Genomic DNA, 17,663 nt, shown 5'->3' with positions numbered 1-17,663 from the left:
AAAAGACTCCGGGGGGCGGGGTCAAACACAAGCCGGGGGGGGAAGGGGACACCAAAGGGGAGGGGGGCGGCACGAACACCAGGTTCAAGACCCGCCCCCGTCGTACGGCCGTGTCCGCCCGCGACACCCGGGCGTTCAGGAGGCGGTGGGCAGCGCGCCCGGTGCGCCGGGCGGGGCTTCCCGCAGTCCCGCAGCGGCCCCCAGCGTGTCGTACTGGTCCGCGGTGTGCCGGAGCATGGTCAGCAGCTGGGCCGCGGTCACCCGCCGCCTGCCCGCGCGTGCGGGGCGGGGGAGCGGCAGGGCACCCTGGTCGGCCCAGACCAGCCGGCCCTCGGCGTCGATGGCACTGCGAGTGGCGCCGCGGTTGTCCCGGTGCAGGCAGAACGGCACGTCCAGCAGGCCCCTGCGGAAGGCGTGCAGCAGCGCGCTGCCGATGTCGTCGGACAGCTCCAGCACCGCCTCGACGAGCGCGTTCGCCTCGGCCAGCACTCCCGCGTGGTCCGTCTGGTGCGCCCGCGGCAGCTCGTGGGCCGAGCGGCTGCGGGCGGCGGCCTCCGCGGCCCGGCGCAGCGAGCGCACGTTCTCCGGCACCGTGGGCAGCCGGTGCGCCTCGGCCGGTGTCTTCACGATCAGGCGCTCGACCCCGGCCAGCGCGGCCAGTTCGGCGCTGCGGTCCGTCAGCAGTTCGGCGCCGGCCTGCGTGGCGGGGAAGACGCCCATGTAGGTGTAGAGCACCAGGTGCCGGTCGACGTGCCCGGGCAGGTAGGTGTCCGCGAGCCGGCGCAGTGCGGCGAGCGCCTCCAGGTCCTGCACCGGGTGGGTCTGCTGGGCGTAGCTCAGGGAGACGCTGGTGACGCCCTGCTGCACGAAGAACATGGACTCCAGCAGGCTCACGGCGACGAGGAGCGAGGGCGGGCACAGCTGGCCCAGCAGGCAGCCGCCGAAGGTCTCCAGGTGGGCCCGTCGGCCGAGCGCGGCGCACTCGTCCGCCAGTTGCGCGGTGGCGTCCCGCCAGTGGGCCACGGACTCGGCGAGCGGGGTGCGTCCGTAGGGCAGGCAGTACGAGACGGGGCCGCCCTCGCTGGCCGAGAGCCCGGCGCGGACCAGGGTGCGGAAGATGGCGCCCGGGCCGGCCGAGCCGTGCCGCACCTGGACGGGCCGGTCGCCCGCCGCGGCCGCGACGGCGGCCGTCAGCTCGGGGCCGTGGACGGTGATGGGGTACCCGTTGAGCCGGCCACCGCGGGCGAGAGCGGCTCGCGCCCCGGCTTCGTCGCCGACCCGGGTGTAGCTGTCGATGGTGAGGGTGGCGACGGTGCGGGCGCGGGCACCGGCCACCGCGCGTATCCCGGCGGCCATCTCCCGGGGGTCGGACATGCCCATGCGGGGCTGGACGATCAGGTCGCTGCCGCAGTGGCGGCGGACGTACTCCCCCAGGTCGCGCGAGCCGGGGGCGGGGGCGACCCCGAGGCCGCCGCGGACGGCTGGACTGTTCATCAGGAGGTCCCGGTGGCCAGGGCACGGACCGGTGCGGCGGCGGGCAGGGCACCGAGGAAGGACCGCAGGGCCGTCTCGGGCGCCCCGTCCACGCACACGGCGTCGAACCCCGCCTCGGCGAGTTCCCCGACGTACGAGGTGTCGTCGCTGCCCTGGGTGCCCAGTTTGCCTCCGATCATGGCGGGGATCGCTCCGGTCCGCGGATCGGAGCGCACGGCCCGGATCAGCCGGGCGCCGTCGAGCCAGCCGTGGCCGTTGACGGTGCTGATGACGATCGCGTCGGGCCGTTCGGCGGCCGCGGTCTCGATGAGCAGGTCGTCGGGCACGCACGGGCCCAGGTTCACGACCTCGTACCCCAGCTCCTCCAGCAGGAGCTGGAGGAACACGAGGTTCCAGGTATGGGAGTCCGAGGAGACCGTCGACAGCAGAATGCGTCGGCCTGTCGGGGAGAGCTGCGCCATCACGGTGTGCTGTTCCTCTCGCGGAGCTGGCGGGAGCCCGGGACGGGGGCGCCCGGGGGTGCCGGACAGCGCGCTGCCGCCGCCACGCCCGAGGGCGGTGTGGCGGCGGCAGCGGGCGTCGGGGCGGGGCAGGGTCAGACGGTGCAGCCGTTGAGGAGGGCCGGGGCGGCGGCCGCGGACCGGTCCGGCCGGGCCTCGGCCCGGGCCGTCGGGTAGCCGCCGCGCTTCCAGTACTCCAGCCCGCCGATCATCTCCTTGACCCGCAGCCCGGCCGCGGCCAGCTTGGCGGCCGCGCGGGTGCCCCCGTTGCATCCGGGGCCCCAGCCGTAGGTGACGTAGACCTGGGCGGGGTCGAGCGCGGCCAGGGCCTGCGGGGTCATGTCGTGGTGCGAGAAGTGCACCGCACCGGCCACGTGCTCGGCGTCGTAGGCCGGCCGCCTGCGCACGTCCAGGACGACGAACCCGCCCAGTCCCGCCGTGAGGTCGGCGCGCACGTCGTACGGGTCGGTCTCGAACCGCAGCCGGCCGGTGAAGTACGCGAGCGCCTCGCGCGGTTCGGCCGGCCGGATGCCGAGGACGCGGTGCTCCTCGTCGGACATCTCGGTCCACAGGTCCTGGCTCACGCCGACACCACCGCCGCTCCGGCTCCGCTGTTCGCGTCCGTGCGGAGACCGGCGAGGCGGTCCACGACCCGCACCACGGTCTCCAGGCCGCGCCGCAGGCTCTCCTCGGTGACGGTGAGCGGCGGCAGCAGCTTGAGGACCTCGTCCGCGCGTCCGCAGGTCTCCACGATCAGCCCCTCCTGGAAGCAGAGCCGGGACACGTCGGCCGCGTGGACGCCCTCGGCGCGGGTGAAGTCCAGTCCGAGCATCAGGCCGAGGCCCCGCAGGGCGATCGGGTGCCGGGCGGTGAGGGTGGCGTTCAGGAACTCCACGGCCGTCCGGCCCTTGCTCCGCACCGCCCGCGCGAACGCCCCGTCCGGGCCGTCCGCCCAGTAGTGCCGGATGACCTCCGCGGCGCCCACGAAGGCGAGCTGGTTGCCGCGGAAGGTGCCGTTGTGCTGGCCGGGCAGCCAGATGTCGTACTCGGGCTTGATGAGCACGACGGACATGGGCAGCCCGTAACCGCTGATGGACTTGGACAGCGTGACGATGTCCGGGGCGATACCGGCCCGTTCGAAGGAGAAGAAGGCACCGGTACGGCCGCAGCCCGCCTGGATGTCGTCGACGACGAGGAGGATGCCGTGCCTGGCGCAGAACTCCCTGAGCCCGCGCAGGAACTCCTCGGGTGCGACGTAGACGCCACCCTCGCCCTGCACGGTCTCCAGCAGCACGGCGGCCGGCTTCTCGATGCCCGCGGAGGGGTCCTCCACCAGGCGCCGGAGCAGGTCGAGGGAGTCGAACTCGCCGAGCGGGGAGTCCGGGTAGGGCAGGTGGACGGTGTTCGGGAAGGTCCCGTACAGGCCCTGCTTGTAGTGCGCGGAACCGGTCGCCGCGAGGGCTCCGGTGCTCACTCCGTGGAAGCCGCCGCTGAAGGCCACCACCGGAGCCCGCCCGGTGGCCAGCCTGGCCAGTTTGAGGGCCGCCTCCACCGCGTTGGTGCCGGAGGGGCTGGGGAACTGGATCCGGTACTCCAGGCCACGGGGGGCGAGGATGTGCCGGGAGAAGACGTCGAGGAAGTCCGCCTTGGCCGTGGTGACCAGGTCGAGGCCGTGGGTGAGGCCGTCGGCCTGGAGATGTTCGATCAGCCGCTGCTTGACCGGCTCCGGATTGTGCCCGTAGTTGAGGGTCCCCGCACCGGCGAGGAAGTCGAGGTACTCGGTGCCGTCGGCAGAGCGCAGCAGCTCGTTCTTGGCGGAGGTGAAGACGTCCGGGAAGGAGCGGGCGTAGGACCGCACCTGCGATTCGTGGCGCTCCACCGTCGTACCGGCGTCCGGCGCAAGCGCCGGCGCCGGTATGTGCACCGGCCCGGAGTGCGTGACCGGCATGGTCGTGACTGTCATTGCTGTTACCGCCTAACCGCCTGGGGTTCCAGGACTCGTGACAGGGTCAGTGGGGGACGACGACGGCGGGTTCGGCCCCGATGTCGTCCCGGTAGCGCATGCCGCGGAAGGAGATGTGCCCGAGTTGCCGGTACGCGGCCTGCCGGGCCGAGTCGGCCGTGGCGCCGCGGCCGACGACGTGCAGCACCCGGCCGCCCGAGGTGACCGGCCTGTCCGAGGCGTCCCGGCGCAGGTTGGCGTAGAAGACGTCCGCCTCGCGGCGGTCCGGCGCGTCCAGGCCGTGGACCTCCTGGCCCGTCTCGAACGCGCCGAAGGGCCAACCGGGCAGCGCCTCGGGGTCCATGACGTCCAGGCAGCCCTGGGTGAGCGCCACCGAGCAGCGGGCGAGGCCGTCCGTCCTGAGCTCCTGGAGGTGCAGCCGGCGCTCCAGCACGGCCTCGCACAGTGCGGTGAACGAGCTCCGCACGCCGGGCAGGACCGCCTCGGCCTCGGAGTCACCGAAACGGGCGTTGATCTCGATGACCCGCAGCCCCTCCTCGGTGATCATGGTGCCGAGGTAGACGAACCCGGTGAAGTCCAGGCCGTCCCGTGCGATTCCCCGCATCAGCGGCTCCAGCAGCACCGTGCGGATCTCCTGCTGCAGCGCCTCGCTCGCGGCCGGGTGCGGCGCGATCGAGCCCATGCCGTCGCAGTTGCCGCCGGCGTTCTGCTCCAGCGTGCGCTTGTAGTCCAGCGCGGTGGGGAAGAGCAGCGCGCTCTCCCCGTCGAGCAGGGCGAACACGGAGAGTTCCTGCCCGGTGAGCCGCTGCTCGACGACGACCTTGAACCGGCCGCCGTACGCGCGGGCGAACGCGTCCACGGCCGCGGTCGCCTCCCCCTCGTTGTCGCAGACCACCGCACCGTCCCCGTCGGGGGTGAGTACGTCGATCTTGACCACGCACGCGTAGGGCAGCGAGCGGATGTACTCCTTGGCCGCCTCGGGATCGGTGAAGGACCGGTACGGCGCGATCGGGATCCCGTGGTCCAGGCAGAAGCGCTTGCCGCGCTCCTTGCTGGACTCCAGTTCGGCCGCCTCGGAGGTCGGGCCGATCACCCGGTGCCCGAAGGCACGCAGGACCTCCACGAAGCCGCGGGACAGGGCGTCGATGTTGGAGACGAAGACGAACTCGACCTGGTGCCGTTCCAGGAACTCGATCGTCGGCCGCGGGTTGGTGAGCGGCAGCGTGCCCACCGGGATGATCCGCTCGTGCTCGATGACGTCGCAGCCCGGTGCGTAGTACACGACGACGTCGGGGTCGGTGCGGGTGAACAACTCGCAGACGGCGTGGCCGCGGCCGGTGCCGTCCAGTACCAGGATCCGGCGCTCCCCCATGATGTGCTCCCTGGCTTGTGTCACCGTTGGTCACTCGTCCGCTCGGGAGTCAGCAACCGGTCCAGCGACTGGTCGACCATGCCGGCCTCGTACAGGTGGTCCGCCAGCGAACCCCACACGTCGCTGTAGCGGTCGGAGCCCTCGGCGATGTCCTGGTTGCGCACGTAGGCGGAGTTCGCCCAGTCGCAGTTCGGGTGGATGTGGTGCAGATCGTGCTGCACGGTGTCGCCGACCAGCACGAACATCCGGTACGCGGGGTGCACGACGAGGATCCGGAACCACCAGTTGGTCCAGGCGCCGGCCCGCCGGGCCGCGCCGCGGACCTCCGGTCCCGGCACCGGCTCGCCGCACATGCGGCCGAAGGTCAGCAGGTCCCGCTCCCGCTTGGTGAGCTTCTCCGCGTTGGAGAAGATCCACCAGCGGTGCTCGGTGTGGGTGTAGAGGAACGTCGCCCCCTGGAAGCACACCGACAGCGGCAGGATCCACAGCACCAGGTACTCGAGCCACCATCCGGTCAGCGCCACGAAGGCGACGCTCGCGGCCAGCCACACCAGCGACATCACGAGCCGGTAGCGGGGCAGGGGACCGGCGAAGTTGGACCTGATCCGGCCCGAGGAGAAGTTCCAGTGGTGCCTGGGCGAGAACAGCGTCCCCCACAGGTAACGCCGGTACTCCGCACGCGACATGCCCGGGCGCATGCCGGTGCTCAGCAGGTAGCGGGTGTCGGCGTCCTTCATCGAGCAGGGGAACTGGTGGTGGAGCAGGTGCTCACGCCGGTTCTCGTCGTACGGGGAGCGCCAGAACACCGTGGTGATCAGCTCGCCGACGACCCGGTTGACCGTGTGGGACCTGGCGAACATGCGGTGCAGGGTCTGGTGGACGATCACCACGTCGAGGCGGCGCATGCCGCCGGTGGTCAGCAGCGTGGCCAGGACCAGCAGCGGAAGCGACCAGCCGGTGAAGGGGTGCAGGGCCCATGCGCCCAGCGCGATCCCGCCGGCGATCTGGAACAGGCCCAGCACACCGGCCTTGTTGGGGCTCCAGCTGATGATCTGCCTGCCGCCGTCCAGCGGGGTCCCGGTCACCCAGGTCAGGTAGGGCTGGAAGAAGGCCGGGAAGCCCCTCATGGTCTCGCGCGGGGAGATCGTCCGCGGCTGGGTGTCCGGCTGTGTCGTCATGTCGTGCGTCGTCATGTCGTGCTTCGCCCTTCTCACCGTGCTCACTTCTGGGAGACGGGGTCCGCTCCGGCCCCGCCGAAGAGGATGTCGTTGGTCTCATGGGTGCGGGGTGTGGTGAGGTCCTCCGCCGAGACCCAGGTCATGTTCACGATCGTGCGGCGGGCCTCGCCCCGGATCGGGTGCACGCGGTGCATCGTGGTGTCCGTCTTGACGATGTACGCGTCACCCGCGGCCATGTGGTACGAGTGCACCCGGCTCTTCAGCAGCGCCCCGTACACATCGGGGTTCTCCTTGTCCCAGGACGTGTGCGGCACGCCCTGGATGAAGCCGCCGTCGCGGTAGTCGGGGGCCTCCAGGACGAGGATGAAGCCGTACGTGTAGTCGTCCCAGTGCCAGCCGTGCGTGTCGCCGGAGCGGTCCAGCCGGCTGATCACGTAGTGCTCGCCGGCGTAGGGGCAGGTGAAGACCTCCTCCCCGACGATCCCGGACATGAAGTCCTTGGTGCTGGGCGAGAAGTAGAACGCGTCGATCAGCGGCCCGTGCTCCTTGATGACCGGCTGGCCCACGGTCCGCATGTGGCGCGGGGTCCCGTCGGTGATCTCGAGCGTCAGGTCGCGCTGCACGCCGTGCCCGTCCATGATCCCGAAGGCCTCGGCCCGCATGGCGTCGAGGAGTTCGGGGGACAGGAAGCCGCGCAGCGGGACCAGGTGCTCGCTACGGAACTGCTCGCGCAGCCGCTCGCGGTCGGCGGCGGAGTAGTGCCCACGCAGGTGCTCGTCGAGGAGCGTGCCGAGGGACCGGGCGCTCACCCGCTCCGTCGTCGAGGACTGTTCGGTGCTGAGGGAGGTCATGAAGTGGCTCCGGATGTCAGGGGGCCGGTCGTCGACTGCGCCGTCCGGCCCGGATGCGTCGTCGGTGCGGTGAGGGGAGGGGGCGTGGAGGGGAGGAACAGCGGCTGCGGCAGCCAGACGTCCTCGCTCGAAAGGTCCTGCGGGCGGTACTTGCCGAGTGCGCTCAGGAGCAGCCGCAGCTCCAGCCGGAGCGCGGCGACGAGGCGGACCAGACCCTCCTGCGGGTCCTCGTCCGCGGCGAGCAGGGCCGCCCGGCCCAGGCCGACGGCACTCGCGCCGAGGGCCAGGCACTTCACGGCCCGGCCGCCCTCCCAGATCCGGCCGGAGGCCAGCAGATCGCGGCCCCCTGCCGAGATCCGGGACAGGCACTCCCCCAGGGGAAGGCCGACCTGGTCGAAGAAGGCCGACGGTGCCCAGCCGCTGCCGCCCTCGGCCCCGTCGACGGTGACCGCGTCCGCGCCCGCCGCCCAGGCGGTCCGGGCGGCGGCGGCGACGTCGCGGCCCGGCGGCAGCTTCACCCACACGCGGGCGCGCGGGTAGTTGTTGCGCATCAGCCGGACCTGCTGGCGCAGGATCTCCTCGGTGAAGGTGCCGGGAGTGCCGTAGCGGAGCACGGTGCCGGCCTGCTCCCCGTAGACGTCCTCGGTCCGGTACTGGCCGGCCAGCCGGGCCGCGGCCTCCCGGTCGATCAGGGTCAGTCCGCCCAGGCCGGGCTTCGCGCCCTGGCCGACCTTCAGTTCGAAGGCCAGCCGGCCCTCGTCCAGCAGGCGGGAGGCGGTCGGGTCGCTGTAGACCAGGTTCCACACCTCGGCGTCGGCGTCCTGGGTGGACTGCTGGACGACCACGCCGCCGGCCGACCCGCCCGCCTCCTGGTAAGCGGTGATCCGGGACAGCAGCGAGCCCCGCCCGCTGTCCCCGGACCGCCTGCCGTATCCGCCGACCGGCACCACGTTCTCGCCGACGACCATCGGGATGCCGAGCCGGCCCGCCTGCCGGCTGACCGCGACGCCCAGGTCGGAGGCGGCCACCCGGGTGGAACCGAACGCGCTCACGTACACCGGGAGCGGAACACGGAAGCCGCCGAACTCGCGCTCCAGTTCTACGTGTTGGGGACCCGGCTCCTCGCCGAGCTCCATCATCCGCTCCAGCCGGTGCGGCACGAACACCGGCGGCACCAGCCGCAGGGCGTCCAGCTGGTCCCCGGACCCGGCGGCGGCGCCTTCCCCGCAGCCCGCGCCGAACAGCACGCTGCCGTAGCCGGCCCGGTCGGGGAACACGGCCGCCTCGCCGGTGCGGGCGCGGTCGCGGATCCGGTCCTCGGCCCAGCCGGGCGCGGTCAGGCCGGTCACGGGGACACCACGCCGGGGAGCTTCGGGAAGGCGGTGGCCTGCCACACGGCGTCCAGGCCGGCGATGTAGCGGGTCAGCCGCTCCAGGCCGATGCCGAAGCCGGCGCTGGCGGGCAGGCCCTCCCGGGCGAGGTCGAGGTACCACTTGTACTTCGCCGGGTTCTCGCCGGTCTCCCGGATCCGGGTGAGCAGCCGCACATAGTCGGCCTCGCGTTCGCTGCCGCTGATGACCTCGCCGAAGCCCTCGGGGAGCACGAGGTCGAAGTTGCGCAGCACCCCGGGCCGTTCGGAGTCCTCCCGGTCGTAGAAGCCGCGGGAGCCCTTCGGGTAGTCGACGACGAAGAACCCGCGCTCCGCGTGACGGGACAGCAGTTCCTCGCCGACCCAGTCGAGTTCGGCGCCCTCGTCCTGCGGGTGACCGAGGCGGTGCAGCCGTGCGGCGGCCTCGTCGTGGCCGATGCGGTCGAAGGCGCCCTCGGCGGTGCGCCGCAGCGCGTCGGTGTCGCGGCCCAGGAGCGCGAGCTCGCCGGGCAGGTCCGCGAGGACGGCGGCCGCGGCGCCGGAGACGACCTTCTCGGCGACGGCCATGGCCTGCTCGCGGCTCGCCCCGGCGATCTCGACGTCGATCTGGTGGAACTCCACCAGGTGACGGTGGGTGGTGGCGGTCTCCAGCGGCTCCAGGCGCACGTTGGGCGCGACGTTGAAGATCTTGTCGAAGGTGAGCAGGGACGCCTGCTTGTAGAGGATGCCGCTGGTCATCAGCTTCCAGCGGTGGCCGTAGAAGTCGATGTCGACCTGCTTGGCACCACGGGCGCCGGGGTCGGTCACCGGTCCGATCACGGGCGGCAGCAGTTCGGCGAAGCCGTCGCCGGTCAGCAGTTCCCGGGTCGCCGCGAGGATGCGCTGCTGGATGCGCAGCACGGCGCGGGTGTTCTCCGATGTGAGGTGTTCCCGTGTTGCGGTGGGGAGCAGGTCCCTGCCCTGGGGGGTCTCGGTCGGGGCGATGGTCACGCGGGCTCGTCCTCCGGCTGGCGGTAGGTGATCGGCTGGTAGTCCGCGAGCGCGTAGAAGTCGCGGTAGAGGGCCTCGTAGTCCTGGTTCCAGACCAGGAAGGTGCCGCCGGCGGTGAACAGCGAGTCGGTCGAGGCGAGTTCGTCGCCCTCCCGGACCTTCCAGTTGATCTCGAAGGGGCTGTCGATCCGCGGCTCGTTGAGCCGCTCCACGAACCCGGCTCGCTTGGGGATCACCGCGTCGAAGCAGAACTCGGGGGAGTGCGGGTAGGGACGGCTGACGATGCCGGACTCGGCCTGGAGCGTCATGTTGACGATGGCGGCGGCGTAGTTGCGCTGCATCGCGGCAAGCCCCGCCAGGCCCTTGAACCGGGCGCCGACCTCCAGGAAGACGAGTTCGTCGCGCGGGGTGAGGAACAGCTCCAGGTGAGTGGACCCGTCCAGCCGGCCGAGGGCGTCCAGTGCCCGTTCGGCGAAGGCGACCATGCGGGGCACCCGGGGGTCGTCGTCCCGCAGGTTGATGTCGGCGTTCACCCGGCCCTGGACCACTTCGAGCGTGTTGACCAGGTACTCGGTCACCCCGGCGAAGACGGTCCGGCCGCCCTCCGTCACGAGGTTGACGCTGTACATGGTGCCGGTGACGAACTCCTCGACCTCGAACTCGCCCTCGAAGGAGTCCGGCAGCGCCACGAAGTCGGCGAGCGTGTCGACCCGGTGGACTCCCTCGCTGCCGGCCGAGTCGACCGGCTTGAGGATGAACGGCAGGCCCACCTCGGCCACGATCCAGGTGAAGCAGCCGGACCGGTCCCGCGTGTAGCGCTCCTTGTCGAAGCGGTGGAAGCGGGGGAAGCGCACTCCGGAGCCGACCAGCCGCTCCTTCATCACGCACTTGTCGCGGTACGGGAGCATGTCCGCCGGGTGCGGGCCGCCGAGCCCGAACTCGGCGCGCAGCTCGGCCGCGAACATCATGAACAGCTCGTCGTAGCAGTGCAGGGTGACGGCGTCGGGGCCGACGGGGGCGACGATCTCCTTCAGCGCCCGGCGGACGGCGCCCGGCTCGACGGCCGAGGTGAGCAGGGGCGGCGGGTCGTCGTACGCGCACGGCTCGACGAACACCTGGTCGAAATGGGTCCGCACGGAGTCGGGGGTGGCCGCCCACTCGGTCTCGGAGACGATCAGGACGAGGCGCTTGCCGGCCTGGTCCTCGATCAGGTCCGGCCGGAACATCGGCATGCCGCGGGCGGACAGGATGACTGCGGTCTTCATGGTGATTGCTCCAGGGAGGGTCAGGCGAGGTCCCGGCCGATGTACGCGGAGGCGGCCAGCACGTTGTTCTCGTTGTCGCCGAGGGGCTCGCCGTTGACCCGCGTCTCGCGCCGTGCCCGCAGAGCCGCGGTGTGCAACTCGGCGGCGGTGTCCGCGGTGATGACGAACATGCCGACACCGTCGAGCTGGTCGGCCCGGCCGGAGAGCCGGTCGCCGGGCTTGCGGGGGCGGCGGTGGCAGAAGGTGGGATCGGGGAACTCGACCGACTCGAAGCGGGTGAGCCCGGGCGGCGGGAGCAGGATCATCTCCGAGCCGTAGCGGACGGTGTTCCCGACGAAGCCGAAGTCGACCTCCTCTCCGAGGCCGAGCGCGGCCAGGAGCTCCGCGTACGGGATCCCGTACGCCTCCCCGAACAGCACCATCGAAGCGGTGCCGGCCAGCCGGGGGTTGAAGTCGATCAGCTCGACGGGGCCTTCCTCGGGCACCATCATCTCGATCTGCGTGGCGCCGTTGTGGAAGCCCATCACCCGGTGGATCTCCTTGGCCTTCTCGAAGACCTCGGCGAGACGCGGGTGGTGGTAGGGGAACTGGAAGCCCATCTCCACGACCGGGTCCTTGGCCAGCACGTAGCGGCCCATCAGACCGACCGGATGCACCTCGCCCCGGCAGACCAGGGACTCCACCGACAGCAGCTCGCCCTTGGCCTCCTCCTCCAGGACGTAGCCACGGGTGTTCGTGATGTACTCGCGCATCAGCGGGTTGGCGATGTCGACCTCACCGAAGCCGGCGACGGCCGCCCTCAGTTCGTCGAGGTCCGCGACGATGAAGCACAGCGCGCTGCCCGTGCCGTTGGCGGGCTTGAGGACGGCCCGTCCGGCCCAGGGCCACTCGGTCCAGGTGAGGGCCTCTTCCAGAGTGGCCGAACCGAGCGTGGTGAGGCCGTGTTCGCGCAGCCGGTCGCGGACCTGGTTCTTGTCGAGGAGGGCGCGCAGGTTGTCCGCGCCGGAGTTCGGCAGGCCGGCCAGCTCGCGCAGCATCGCGTCGTACGGCAGGACCGGCTCGAAGCCCGCGTAGGTGCCGACCACCTGGTTCTGGTCGTGCACCTCCAGCAGGACCTTCTCGATCTCCAGCGGATCGGCCCAGGAGTCGACACTGATCAGCTCGTCGACGAAGCCCTCGGGAACCGCGTAGGGGCCCTCGGTCTGGAGCGGAGTGCTGTTGATCACGACGAGCCGCAGGCCCCGGGCCTTGGCCGCGCGGGCGACCTCCAGCATCGGGTTGAGCATTTCGAGCATGACGAACGTGGGAGTCATGGTGTTCCTGTTCGGGGGCGGGGCGCTTCAGACGGCGTACGCGTCCGCGGCCTCGGCGAGTGTGAAGGTGAGCGACCTGGCGGCGGCTTCGGCGCGTTCCAGGGCGGCCGTACTGGTCGGACCGACCGCGATGACGTGTCCGAACCGGTCGGTGTTGTCGCCGCTGGTTCCGGTCTCGGTACCGGGCTCGACGTAGAGCTGGACGTCGACGACGCCCTCCTGCGCGCGGGCCCCCGCGACGCCGGTGATCTCGTCGATGCGCCCGGCGGTGCTGGGCAGGAAGACGATCGCGGCACCCCGGTCGGCGCGGCCGGCGCGGCCGGACAGGTCGGGCCGGCGGCCGAGGTGCATGCCGATCTGCTCGGAGACCATGTCGACGCCGGTGGCCAGGGCGACGAGCCGGGTGATGCGGTCGCCGCCGGGGCGGCAGTTGACCTCGATCAGCCTGGGCCCGGACGCGGTGACCCGCAGTTCGACGTGGGCCGAGCCGAAGGTGTAGCCGATCGCCGCGAGCGCCTGGACGGCGACGTGTTCGCAGGCCGCCCGTACGTCGGGGTCCAGCGGGGCGGGGACCGCGTGGCCGGTCTCCACGAAGGCCGGCGGGGGCGAGAGCAGCTTGCGGGTGACCGCCAGCACCTGGGTGCTGCCCCGGTACGTCAGCGTCTCGACGCTGTACTCGGGGCCGTCCAGGTACTCCTCGACGAGCACGGCGCGGGTGCGCGGCCGGCCGCGGTAGGTCTGGCTGCGCTCCTCCAGCAGGTGGCGGACGTGCGCCCGTGCCTCGGCGGTGGTCGCGCACAGCTTGACCCCGATGCTGAGGAGTTCGTCGACCGGCTTGACGATGCACGGTACGGGGATGTCGGCGTCGCCGAGGGGTTCGCCGTGCTCCACCCGGCGGAACGCCGGGATCGGCACCCCGGCCGCCCGGCAGAGCCGGCGGGTGCGGGACTTGTCCCGGGCCGCGGCGACCGCCTCCGGTTCGGACCCGGCCAGACCCAGCCGGCGCGCGGCCTCCGACGTGACCTGGACGTGCCATTCGCTCATCGTCAGGATCGCGTCGAGGGACCGCTCGCGTCCCGCCTCGCGCGCCGCGGCCACCACGGCGTCGGTGTCGTCCGTGTCGCAGTGCACCACCCGGTCGATGAGGGCCAGGTCGAGACCCTCGCCGACCGCACCGAGGTAGGACGCCAGATCGCGGGTGAGGAAGGAGACGCGGTGGCCCAGCCGCTTGGCGGCGGCCAGCGCCTCGAAACCCGAGCCGCTCAGGTTGCACTCGACGAAGACCACGTGGGAGCTCACGGGCGCGGCTCCGGGGTGGTCTCGACGGTTATCAGGGCGGCGAGCCTGTCCGCGGTCGCGGCGGCGGTCGCGGTGTCGGGGCCGGTGACGAGCACCTGGCCGCTGCGGTCGAAGTTGTCGACGACCTCGACCACGCGGTCGCCGGGGCGCACGAACAGGTCGAGTTCGATGAGGTCGGGGTCGTCGAGCACCTCGTCGGTACCCGCGAACCCGGTCACCACGCCCGGTACGGCCCGCAGGAAGGTGGTGGCGGCGGCCCGGTTCGCGGTCGGGCGCTCGGGCAGGACCGGCAGCAGTCCGAAGGGCGCGCCACAGGCGTACTGCTCCAGATCGATCCCGTACGCGTTGATCACCAGGTCGGGGATGCGCTCGCCGGGCAGCCGGTCGTGGGACTCGATGACGCGCGGCCCCTTCGAGGTGAGCTTGATCTCGGTGTGGGCGACGCCGTCGCGCAGACCCATGGCCGTGTGGAAGGACCGGACGTAGTCGGCGATCCCGGCGTCCGTCCCGGGGGCCAGCCGGGCCGGCAGCGCGTGCGCCGACTCGACCACGCCGATGGTGTACTTCTCCGTGATGGCGACGACGGAGTGCAGGCCGTCGAAGGAGAAGCTCTCCACGCTGTACTCGGGGCCGTCCAGGTACTCCTCGACCAGGTAGCGGCCGACGGGGAAGAACTGGCCCAGTACGAGGTCGTCGCGTTCGCGCAGACCGACCGCCTCCGCCCAGACGCGGTCGACGTCCTCGGCCCGCTCGATGACGACGACACCACGGCTGGCGGTGTTGTCGATGGGCTTGAGCACCACCGGGTAGCCGTGCTCCCGGCCGAACTCGCCGATGGCAGCGGCGTCGGTGACCTCGACGGCCTGCACGCTCGGCACGCCCTTGTCCGCCAGGTGGCGCCGCATCAGCAGCTTGTCCTTGTAGAGGGTGGACACTGCCTCCGGGGTACCGCCCAGGCCGAACCGGTCGTTGATACGGCCCACGGTCTCCATGGCCTGCTCACCGAGCGACATCACCTTGGTGAACTTGTAGACGTCGTGGATGGCGTCGACGATCGGGCGCGTGAGCTCCCAGTCGGTGTAGTCGACCATGAAGAGGGCGTCCGCGGCCTCGACATGACCGGGCATCATCCGGTCGCGGTGCTGGAGGAAGAGGACGCGCAAGCCGAGCGCCTTGGCCTTGACCAGCGTCTCGGGACGTCCGCCGACGATCAGAATGGTTTCCACTGGACTCAACTCTCGCTGCGGGCATACGGGTTGCATCGGGCATGGGGCACGTTCGCCGGCACGAGGGCAGGCGGACGCACGGGTGGGGGACGCCTGGCGGGCAGGCGATCAGGGCGTGGGTGCACACCGCGTGCACGCGGGCACGGACGCGGATGGCGACGAAGTGCGGTGCGGAGCCGGGGACGGCCGCCGGCGCCGGCGAGGAACCTCAGCGGCGGTCGGCCAGCCAGGCGGTGAGGAGGGCGTGTCCGATGGAGTCGGCGGGACCGAGACCGGGGCCGGACACGGCTCGCCGCTCCACCTCGGCACGGCCGAACCAGCGGGCGTCGATGAGCTCGCTGCCGTCGACCTCGATGTCGGTGGTGCGCGCCACGGCGCGGAAGCCGACCATGATCCCGGCGGGGAACGGCCATGCCTGGGAGGCCTGATAGGTGACGGCATCCACCACGACCCCCGCCTCCTCGGCGAGTTCGCGGCGGACCGCGCCTTCCAGGCTGTCCCCGACCTCGACGAAGCCGGCGATCAGTGTGTAGTGGTCGGCGTCCGCTCCCCGGTGCCGGGCGAGCAGACAGGCGGGTTCGGGGCCGGGGGCCTCCACGAGGACGATGACGGCCGGTTCCAGCCGCGGGTACAGCTCCTTTCCGCAGCCGGGGCCGGCGCAGAGGCGGTACGCCCCTTGCGCCCCGGCCTCGGTGGCGGCACCGCAGGTCCCGCAGAAGCGCTGGGTCCGGTGCCAGTACAGCAGCCCCGCCGCACGGGCGAGTTGGGCGCTGTCGGCAGCGGGCAGCCGGCCCACCAGGGCGCGCACACCGAGGCTCTCACCGGCGCCGGCCACGGCGACGGCCCGGTCCTCGGTGAGCGAGGTGAGGTCGGCCGCCCAGAGCTCCTCGCCCGCGGCGCCGGAGAGCAGGACCGTCCGGTCCGCGGCGGCCAGGACTGCCTGCCCGGCCGGGTCCGAGACCGGCAGCCGGTGCCGCCCCTCCCGGACCGGGCAGCGGTCGCGCCACAGCGGGAGGAGCCACGCATCGGCCGAGGGTGTCGAGGGGCCGGCCCCGGGAGGCCGGATCCTCGGCGGGTCGTTGTAGGCCAGCCCCGCGTACCCCTCGCCGTCCGCGGGGGCGTCAGACAAGTGCGCGCGCCGTGTCGGCGTCCTGTGGGGCGACCGGGCCCCAGCCATGGTCCTGGGCCGTCACCTTTCCGACGGCCTCGGGAGCGGGTGCGGGAGCCATTGCCACGGCGAACAGCGCGGCCGCCGTCGACACCACACCGACACCCGCCTGGCGAAGCAAGGCCATCGAACGCCTCTTCATCACTTTCCCCCTGGTCATACGTTTCTGGTGGCGAACCGTGGTTGTGCGAAAGTCGCAGTCGGCGGCGCGCGAGCGAATATCCGTAGAATTACGGAATTCTCTTTTGAATTCCCGGAACCGAGGCCGCTCCTTCTCGTTGCCGGTTTCCGCTCTCCGCTTTTGCTGTTCGAAAGTCTCACAGGAGGCATCCGGCAACGCAACCGAGCGTCCTAGCATGACTGCGCAACGCACACTCATGTGAGGGGGTAAACCATGTCGTATGTGTGCGAAACAGACGACTGTGGCAGACGCGGTCCGTGTGAACAGGGCCTGAGCCTGTATCAGCAGGCAGTGGTCGAGGGCCAGACGACCGGACCTGCGGTTCCACCGTGTCTCCTGCGACTGGGCCTTCTCGTCTTCGCCGCCGACAGTGATGTGATGGTGCCGGTCCCCGCATCGGTGGCCTCATCTCTCGCTCTGAGACCGCACCGCGAGGAGATGGCGGCCAGAACGCGCCTCATGGAAGAACTGACCGAGATATTCGACGTGGTGGAGCACGCGTACGGCGAGGCGACCGAAGCGAGGCTGCCCCGCTTCACCCTGCTGCGCGGCGCCGATGTGATTTCCGCCACGATCGACAAGGCGGTCAGCGAGTGCACGACCGAACTCGTGACCGCGCAGCCCGGCGGCGGACGCCCGGCGGAACTCCTGGAGACTTCGCTCCAGCGGAATGTCGAGCTGATCGAGCGCGGAGTGCGCCAGCGCACGCTCTACCAGCACGCGGTTCGAATGCACCAACCTACCTTCGAGTACATATCCCGGATCGTGGAAGCCGGCGGCGAGGTGCGCACGCTGGACGAGATGTTCGACCGGCTGATCATCTGCGACCGCAACGTAGCGTTCATCCCCACCAGTTCGGAGTACGCGAACGAGGCCCTGGAGATCAGGGAGCCCGCCGTGGTGCGCTTCCTGTCGAACGTCTTCGACCACGCCTGGGCACGCGGTATCCCGGCGACCCCCGCCCGCGACCGGCGCCCCAAGCTGGTGGCCTCAGACCTCGAACGCGCCCTCGCGCGGATGCTCATCACCGGCTACACCGAGGAGAAGATCGCCCGGGACCTGGGCATGAGCCGCCGGACCGTCGCCGACCACACCAGCCGGCTCTCCCGTCGGCTCGGCAGCACCAGCCGCGCCCAGCTGGGCTATCTGATCGCGAGCAGGGGCGTCCTCGGGGACACCCTCGTGGAGCCTGACTCGCTGTTCATGTCCGGGCAATGACGCGACTTCCACGCACCGCCGCCGACATCGGTGCGAGCGGAAACGACGTGAGGCCGGCTCCATGCACGCATGGAGCCGGCCTCACGTCGTCACGAGCGCCGGGCAGGCCTTGCACCTGCATTTCCCCGCAGGAAGCGGGGCGTCTTTCCTTGGACCACCAACGCAGTGCCGGTTGCCCCGAGTTCTGGCGACCGGCTCTGGATCGATCTTAGCGCACTCTCCCGGACCCCCGGTGCGGCAGCGGTCGCGTCTCACCGGGTCCGGCGCGCGGGACGT

Annotated in this window: 16 protein-coding genes; 1 reads left to right on the top strand and 15 read right to left on the bottom strand. The window is 71.5% G+C overall.

What is annotated here, in order from left to right:
• Positions 1-135: 135 nt before the first annotated feature.
• The 15 genes from ACZ7FF_RS08395 to ACZ7FF_RS08325 all read right to left on the bottom strand — a co-directional run bounded on the left by ACZ7FF_RS08395 (position 136) and on the right by ACZ7FF_RS08325 (position 16,115).
• Positions 136-1,494, bottom strand: a complete 1,359-nt coding sequence (locus ACZ7FF_RS08395) for a methylaspartate mutase (protein ID WP_470810503.1) — start codon at positions 1,492-1,494, stop codon at positions 136-138.
• The gene (locus ACZ7FF_RS08390; RefSeq protein WP_470810502.1) at positions 1,494-1,955 is read right to left on the bottom strand and encodes a cobalamin B12-binding domain-containing protein; all 462 of its coding nucleotides are present in this window, start codon (positions 1,953-1,955) and stop codon (positions 1,494-1,496) included. Before ACZ7FF_RS08390 ends, ACZ7FF_RS08395 begins: the two co-directional genes overlap by 1 nt.
• 134 nt (positions 1,956-2,089) lie before the next feature.
• Positions 2,090-2,578, bottom strand: a complete 489-nt coding sequence (locus tag ACZ7FF_RS08385; RefSeq protein ID WP_470810501.1) for a rhodanese-like domain-containing protein — start codon at positions 2,576-2,578, stop codon at positions 2,090-2,092.
• A complete protein-coding gene (locus ACZ7FF_RS08380) occupies positions 2,575-3,942 on the bottom strand; it encodes a diaminobutyrate--2-oxoglutarate transaminase (protein ID WP_470810500.1) in 1,368 nt (455 codons plus the stop codon). The genes ACZ7FF_RS08385 and ACZ7FF_RS08380 overlap by 4 nt, the downstream gene beginning before the upstream one ends.
• Before the next feature lie 61 nt (positions 3,943-4,003).
• The gene (gene purD / locus ACZ7FF_RS08375) at positions 4,004-5,329 is read right to left on the bottom strand and encodes a phosphoribosylamine--glycine ligase (protein ID WP_470810499.1); all 1,326 of its coding nucleotides are present in this window, start codon (positions 5,327-5,329) and stop codon (positions 4,004-4,006) included.
• A gap of 20 nt (positions 5,330-5,349) precedes the next feature.
• Positions 5,350-6,522, bottom strand: a complete 1,173-nt coding sequence (locus ACZ7FF_RS08370; RefSeq protein ID WP_470810498.1) for a fatty acid desaturase — start codon at positions 6,520-6,522, stop codon at positions 5,350-5,352.
• Between the two features lie 26 nt (positions 6,523-6,548).
• Positions 6,549-7,358: a HalD/BesD family halogenase gene (locus ACZ7FF_RS08365; protein WP_470810496.1), complete on the bottom strand. Its 810-nt coding sequence runs from the start codon at positions 7,356-7,358 to the stop codon at positions 6,549-6,551.
• Entirely contained in the window at positions 7,355-8,707 is a 1,353-nt protein-coding gene (locus ACZ7FF_RS08360) for a glutamate synthase-related protein (RefSeq protein ID WP_470810495.1), read from the bottom strand. Before ACZ7FF_RS08360 ends, ACZ7FF_RS08365 begins: the two co-directional genes overlap by 4 nt.
• The gene (locus tag ACZ7FF_RS08355) at positions 8,704-9,717 is read right to left on the bottom strand and encodes an asparagine synthetase A (RefSeq protein ID WP_470810493.1); all 1,014 of its coding nucleotides are present in this window, start codon (positions 9,715-9,717) and stop codon (positions 8,704-8,706) included. Before ACZ7FF_RS08355 ends, ACZ7FF_RS08360 begins: the two co-directional genes overlap by 4 nt.
• Entirely contained in the window at positions 9,714-10,982 is a 1,269-nt protein-coding gene (locus tag ACZ7FF_RS08350) for an ATP-grasp domain-containing protein (RefSeq protein WP_470810491.1), read from the bottom strand. Before ACZ7FF_RS08350 ends, ACZ7FF_RS08355 begins: the two co-directional genes overlap by 4 nt.
• 20 nt (positions 10,983-11,002) lie before the next feature.
• Positions 11,003-12,295, bottom strand: a complete 1,293-nt coding sequence (locus tag ACZ7FF_RS08345; RefSeq protein WP_470810489.1) for an ATP-grasp domain-containing protein — start codon at positions 12,293-12,295, stop codon at positions 11,003-11,005.
• 27 nt (positions 12,296-12,322) lie between these two features.
• Positions 12,323-13,594 carry an ATP-grasp domain-containing protein gene (locus ACZ7FF_RS08340; protein ID WP_470810488.1) on the bottom strand — a complete coding sequence of 424 codons (1,272 nt, stop codon included), beginning with the start codon at positions 13,592-13,594 and terminating at the stop codon, positions 12,323-12,325.
• A complete protein-coding gene (locus ACZ7FF_RS08335; protein ID WP_470810486.1) occupies positions 13,591-14,820 on the bottom strand; it encodes an ATP-grasp domain-containing protein in 1,230 nt (409 codons plus the stop codon). The genes ACZ7FF_RS08340 and ACZ7FF_RS08335 overlap by 4 nt, the downstream gene beginning before the upstream one ends.
• Positions 14,821-15,028: 208 nt before the next feature.
• On the bottom strand, positions 15,029-15,949 hold the full coding sequence (nudC, locus tag ACZ7FF_RS08330) for an NAD(+) diphosphatase (protein ID WP_470810484.1): 921 nt from the start codon (positions 15,947-15,949) through the stop codon (positions 15,029-15,031).
• Positions 15,942-16,115: a hypothetical protein gene (locus tag ACZ7FF_RS08325; RefSeq protein ID WP_470810483.1), complete on the bottom strand. Its 174-nt coding sequence runs from the start codon at positions 16,113-16,115 to the stop codon at positions 15,942-15,944. The genes nudC and ACZ7FF_RS08325 overlap by 8 nt, the downstream gene beginning before the upstream one ends.
• A gap of 513 nt (positions 16,116-16,628) precedes the next feature.
• Here ACZ7FF_RS08325 and ACZ7FF_RS08320 point away from each other — a divergent pair.
• Positions 16,629-17,387, top strand: a complete 759-nt coding sequence (locus tag ACZ7FF_RS08320) for a LuxR C-terminal-related transcriptional regulator (protein WP_470810481.1) — start codon at positions 16,629-16,631, stop codon at positions 17,385-17,387.
• Positions 17,388-17,663 lie beyond the last annotated feature (276 nt).

It is taken from the genome of Streptomyces sp. NPDC037126 (assembly GCF_055605965.1).
This window is presented reverse-complemented; position numbering and strand designations above follow the sequence as displayed.

What these genes read in the sequence shown, in the direction of transcription:
- ACZ7FF_RS08325 (WP_470810483.1), bottom strand. Translation starts at nt 16,115, where the DNA reads ATGGCCTTGCTTCGCCAGGCGGGTGTCGGTGTGGTGTCGACGGCGGCC.
- ACZ7FF_RS08345 (WP_470810489.1), bottom strand. Translation starts at nt 12,295, where the DNA reads ATGACTCCCACGTTCGTCATGCTCGAAATGCTCAACCCGATGCTGGAG.
- ACZ7FF_RS08395 (WP_470810503.1), bottom strand. Translation starts at nt 1,494, where the DNA reads ATGAACAGTCCAGCCGTCCGCGGCGGCCTCGGGGTCGCCCCCGCCCCC.
- purD (WP_470810499.1), bottom strand. Translation starts at nt 5,329, where the DNA reads ATGGGGGAGCGCCGGATCCTGGTACTGGACGGCACCGGCCGCGGCCAC.
- ACZ7FF_RS08390 (WP_470810502.1), bottom strand. Translation starts at nt 1,955, where the DNA reads ATGGCGCAGCTCTCCCCGACAGGCCGACGCATTCTGCTGTCGACGGTC.
- ACZ7FF_RS08350 (WP_470810491.1), bottom strand. Translation starts at nt 10,982, where the DNA reads ATGAAGACCGCAGTCATCCTGTCCGCCCGCGGCATGCCGATGTTCCGG.
- ACZ7FF_RS08320 (WP_470810481.1), top strand. Translation starts at nt 16,629, where the DNA reads ATGGAAGAACTGACCGAGATATTCGACGTGGTGGAGCACGCGTACGGC.
- ACZ7FF_RS08365 (WP_470810496.1), bottom strand. Translation starts at nt 7,358, where the DNA reads ATGACCTCCCTCAGCACCGAACAGTCCTCGACGACGGAGCGGGTGAGC.
- ACZ7FF_RS08380 (WP_470810500.1), bottom strand. Translation starts at nt 3,942, where the DNA reads ATGCCGGTCACGCACTCCGGGCCGGTGCACATACCGGCGCCGGCGCTT.
- ACZ7FF_RS08370 (WP_470810498.1), bottom strand. Translation starts at nt 6,522, where the DNA reads ATGACGACGCACGACATGACGACACAGCCGGACACCCAGCCGCGGACG.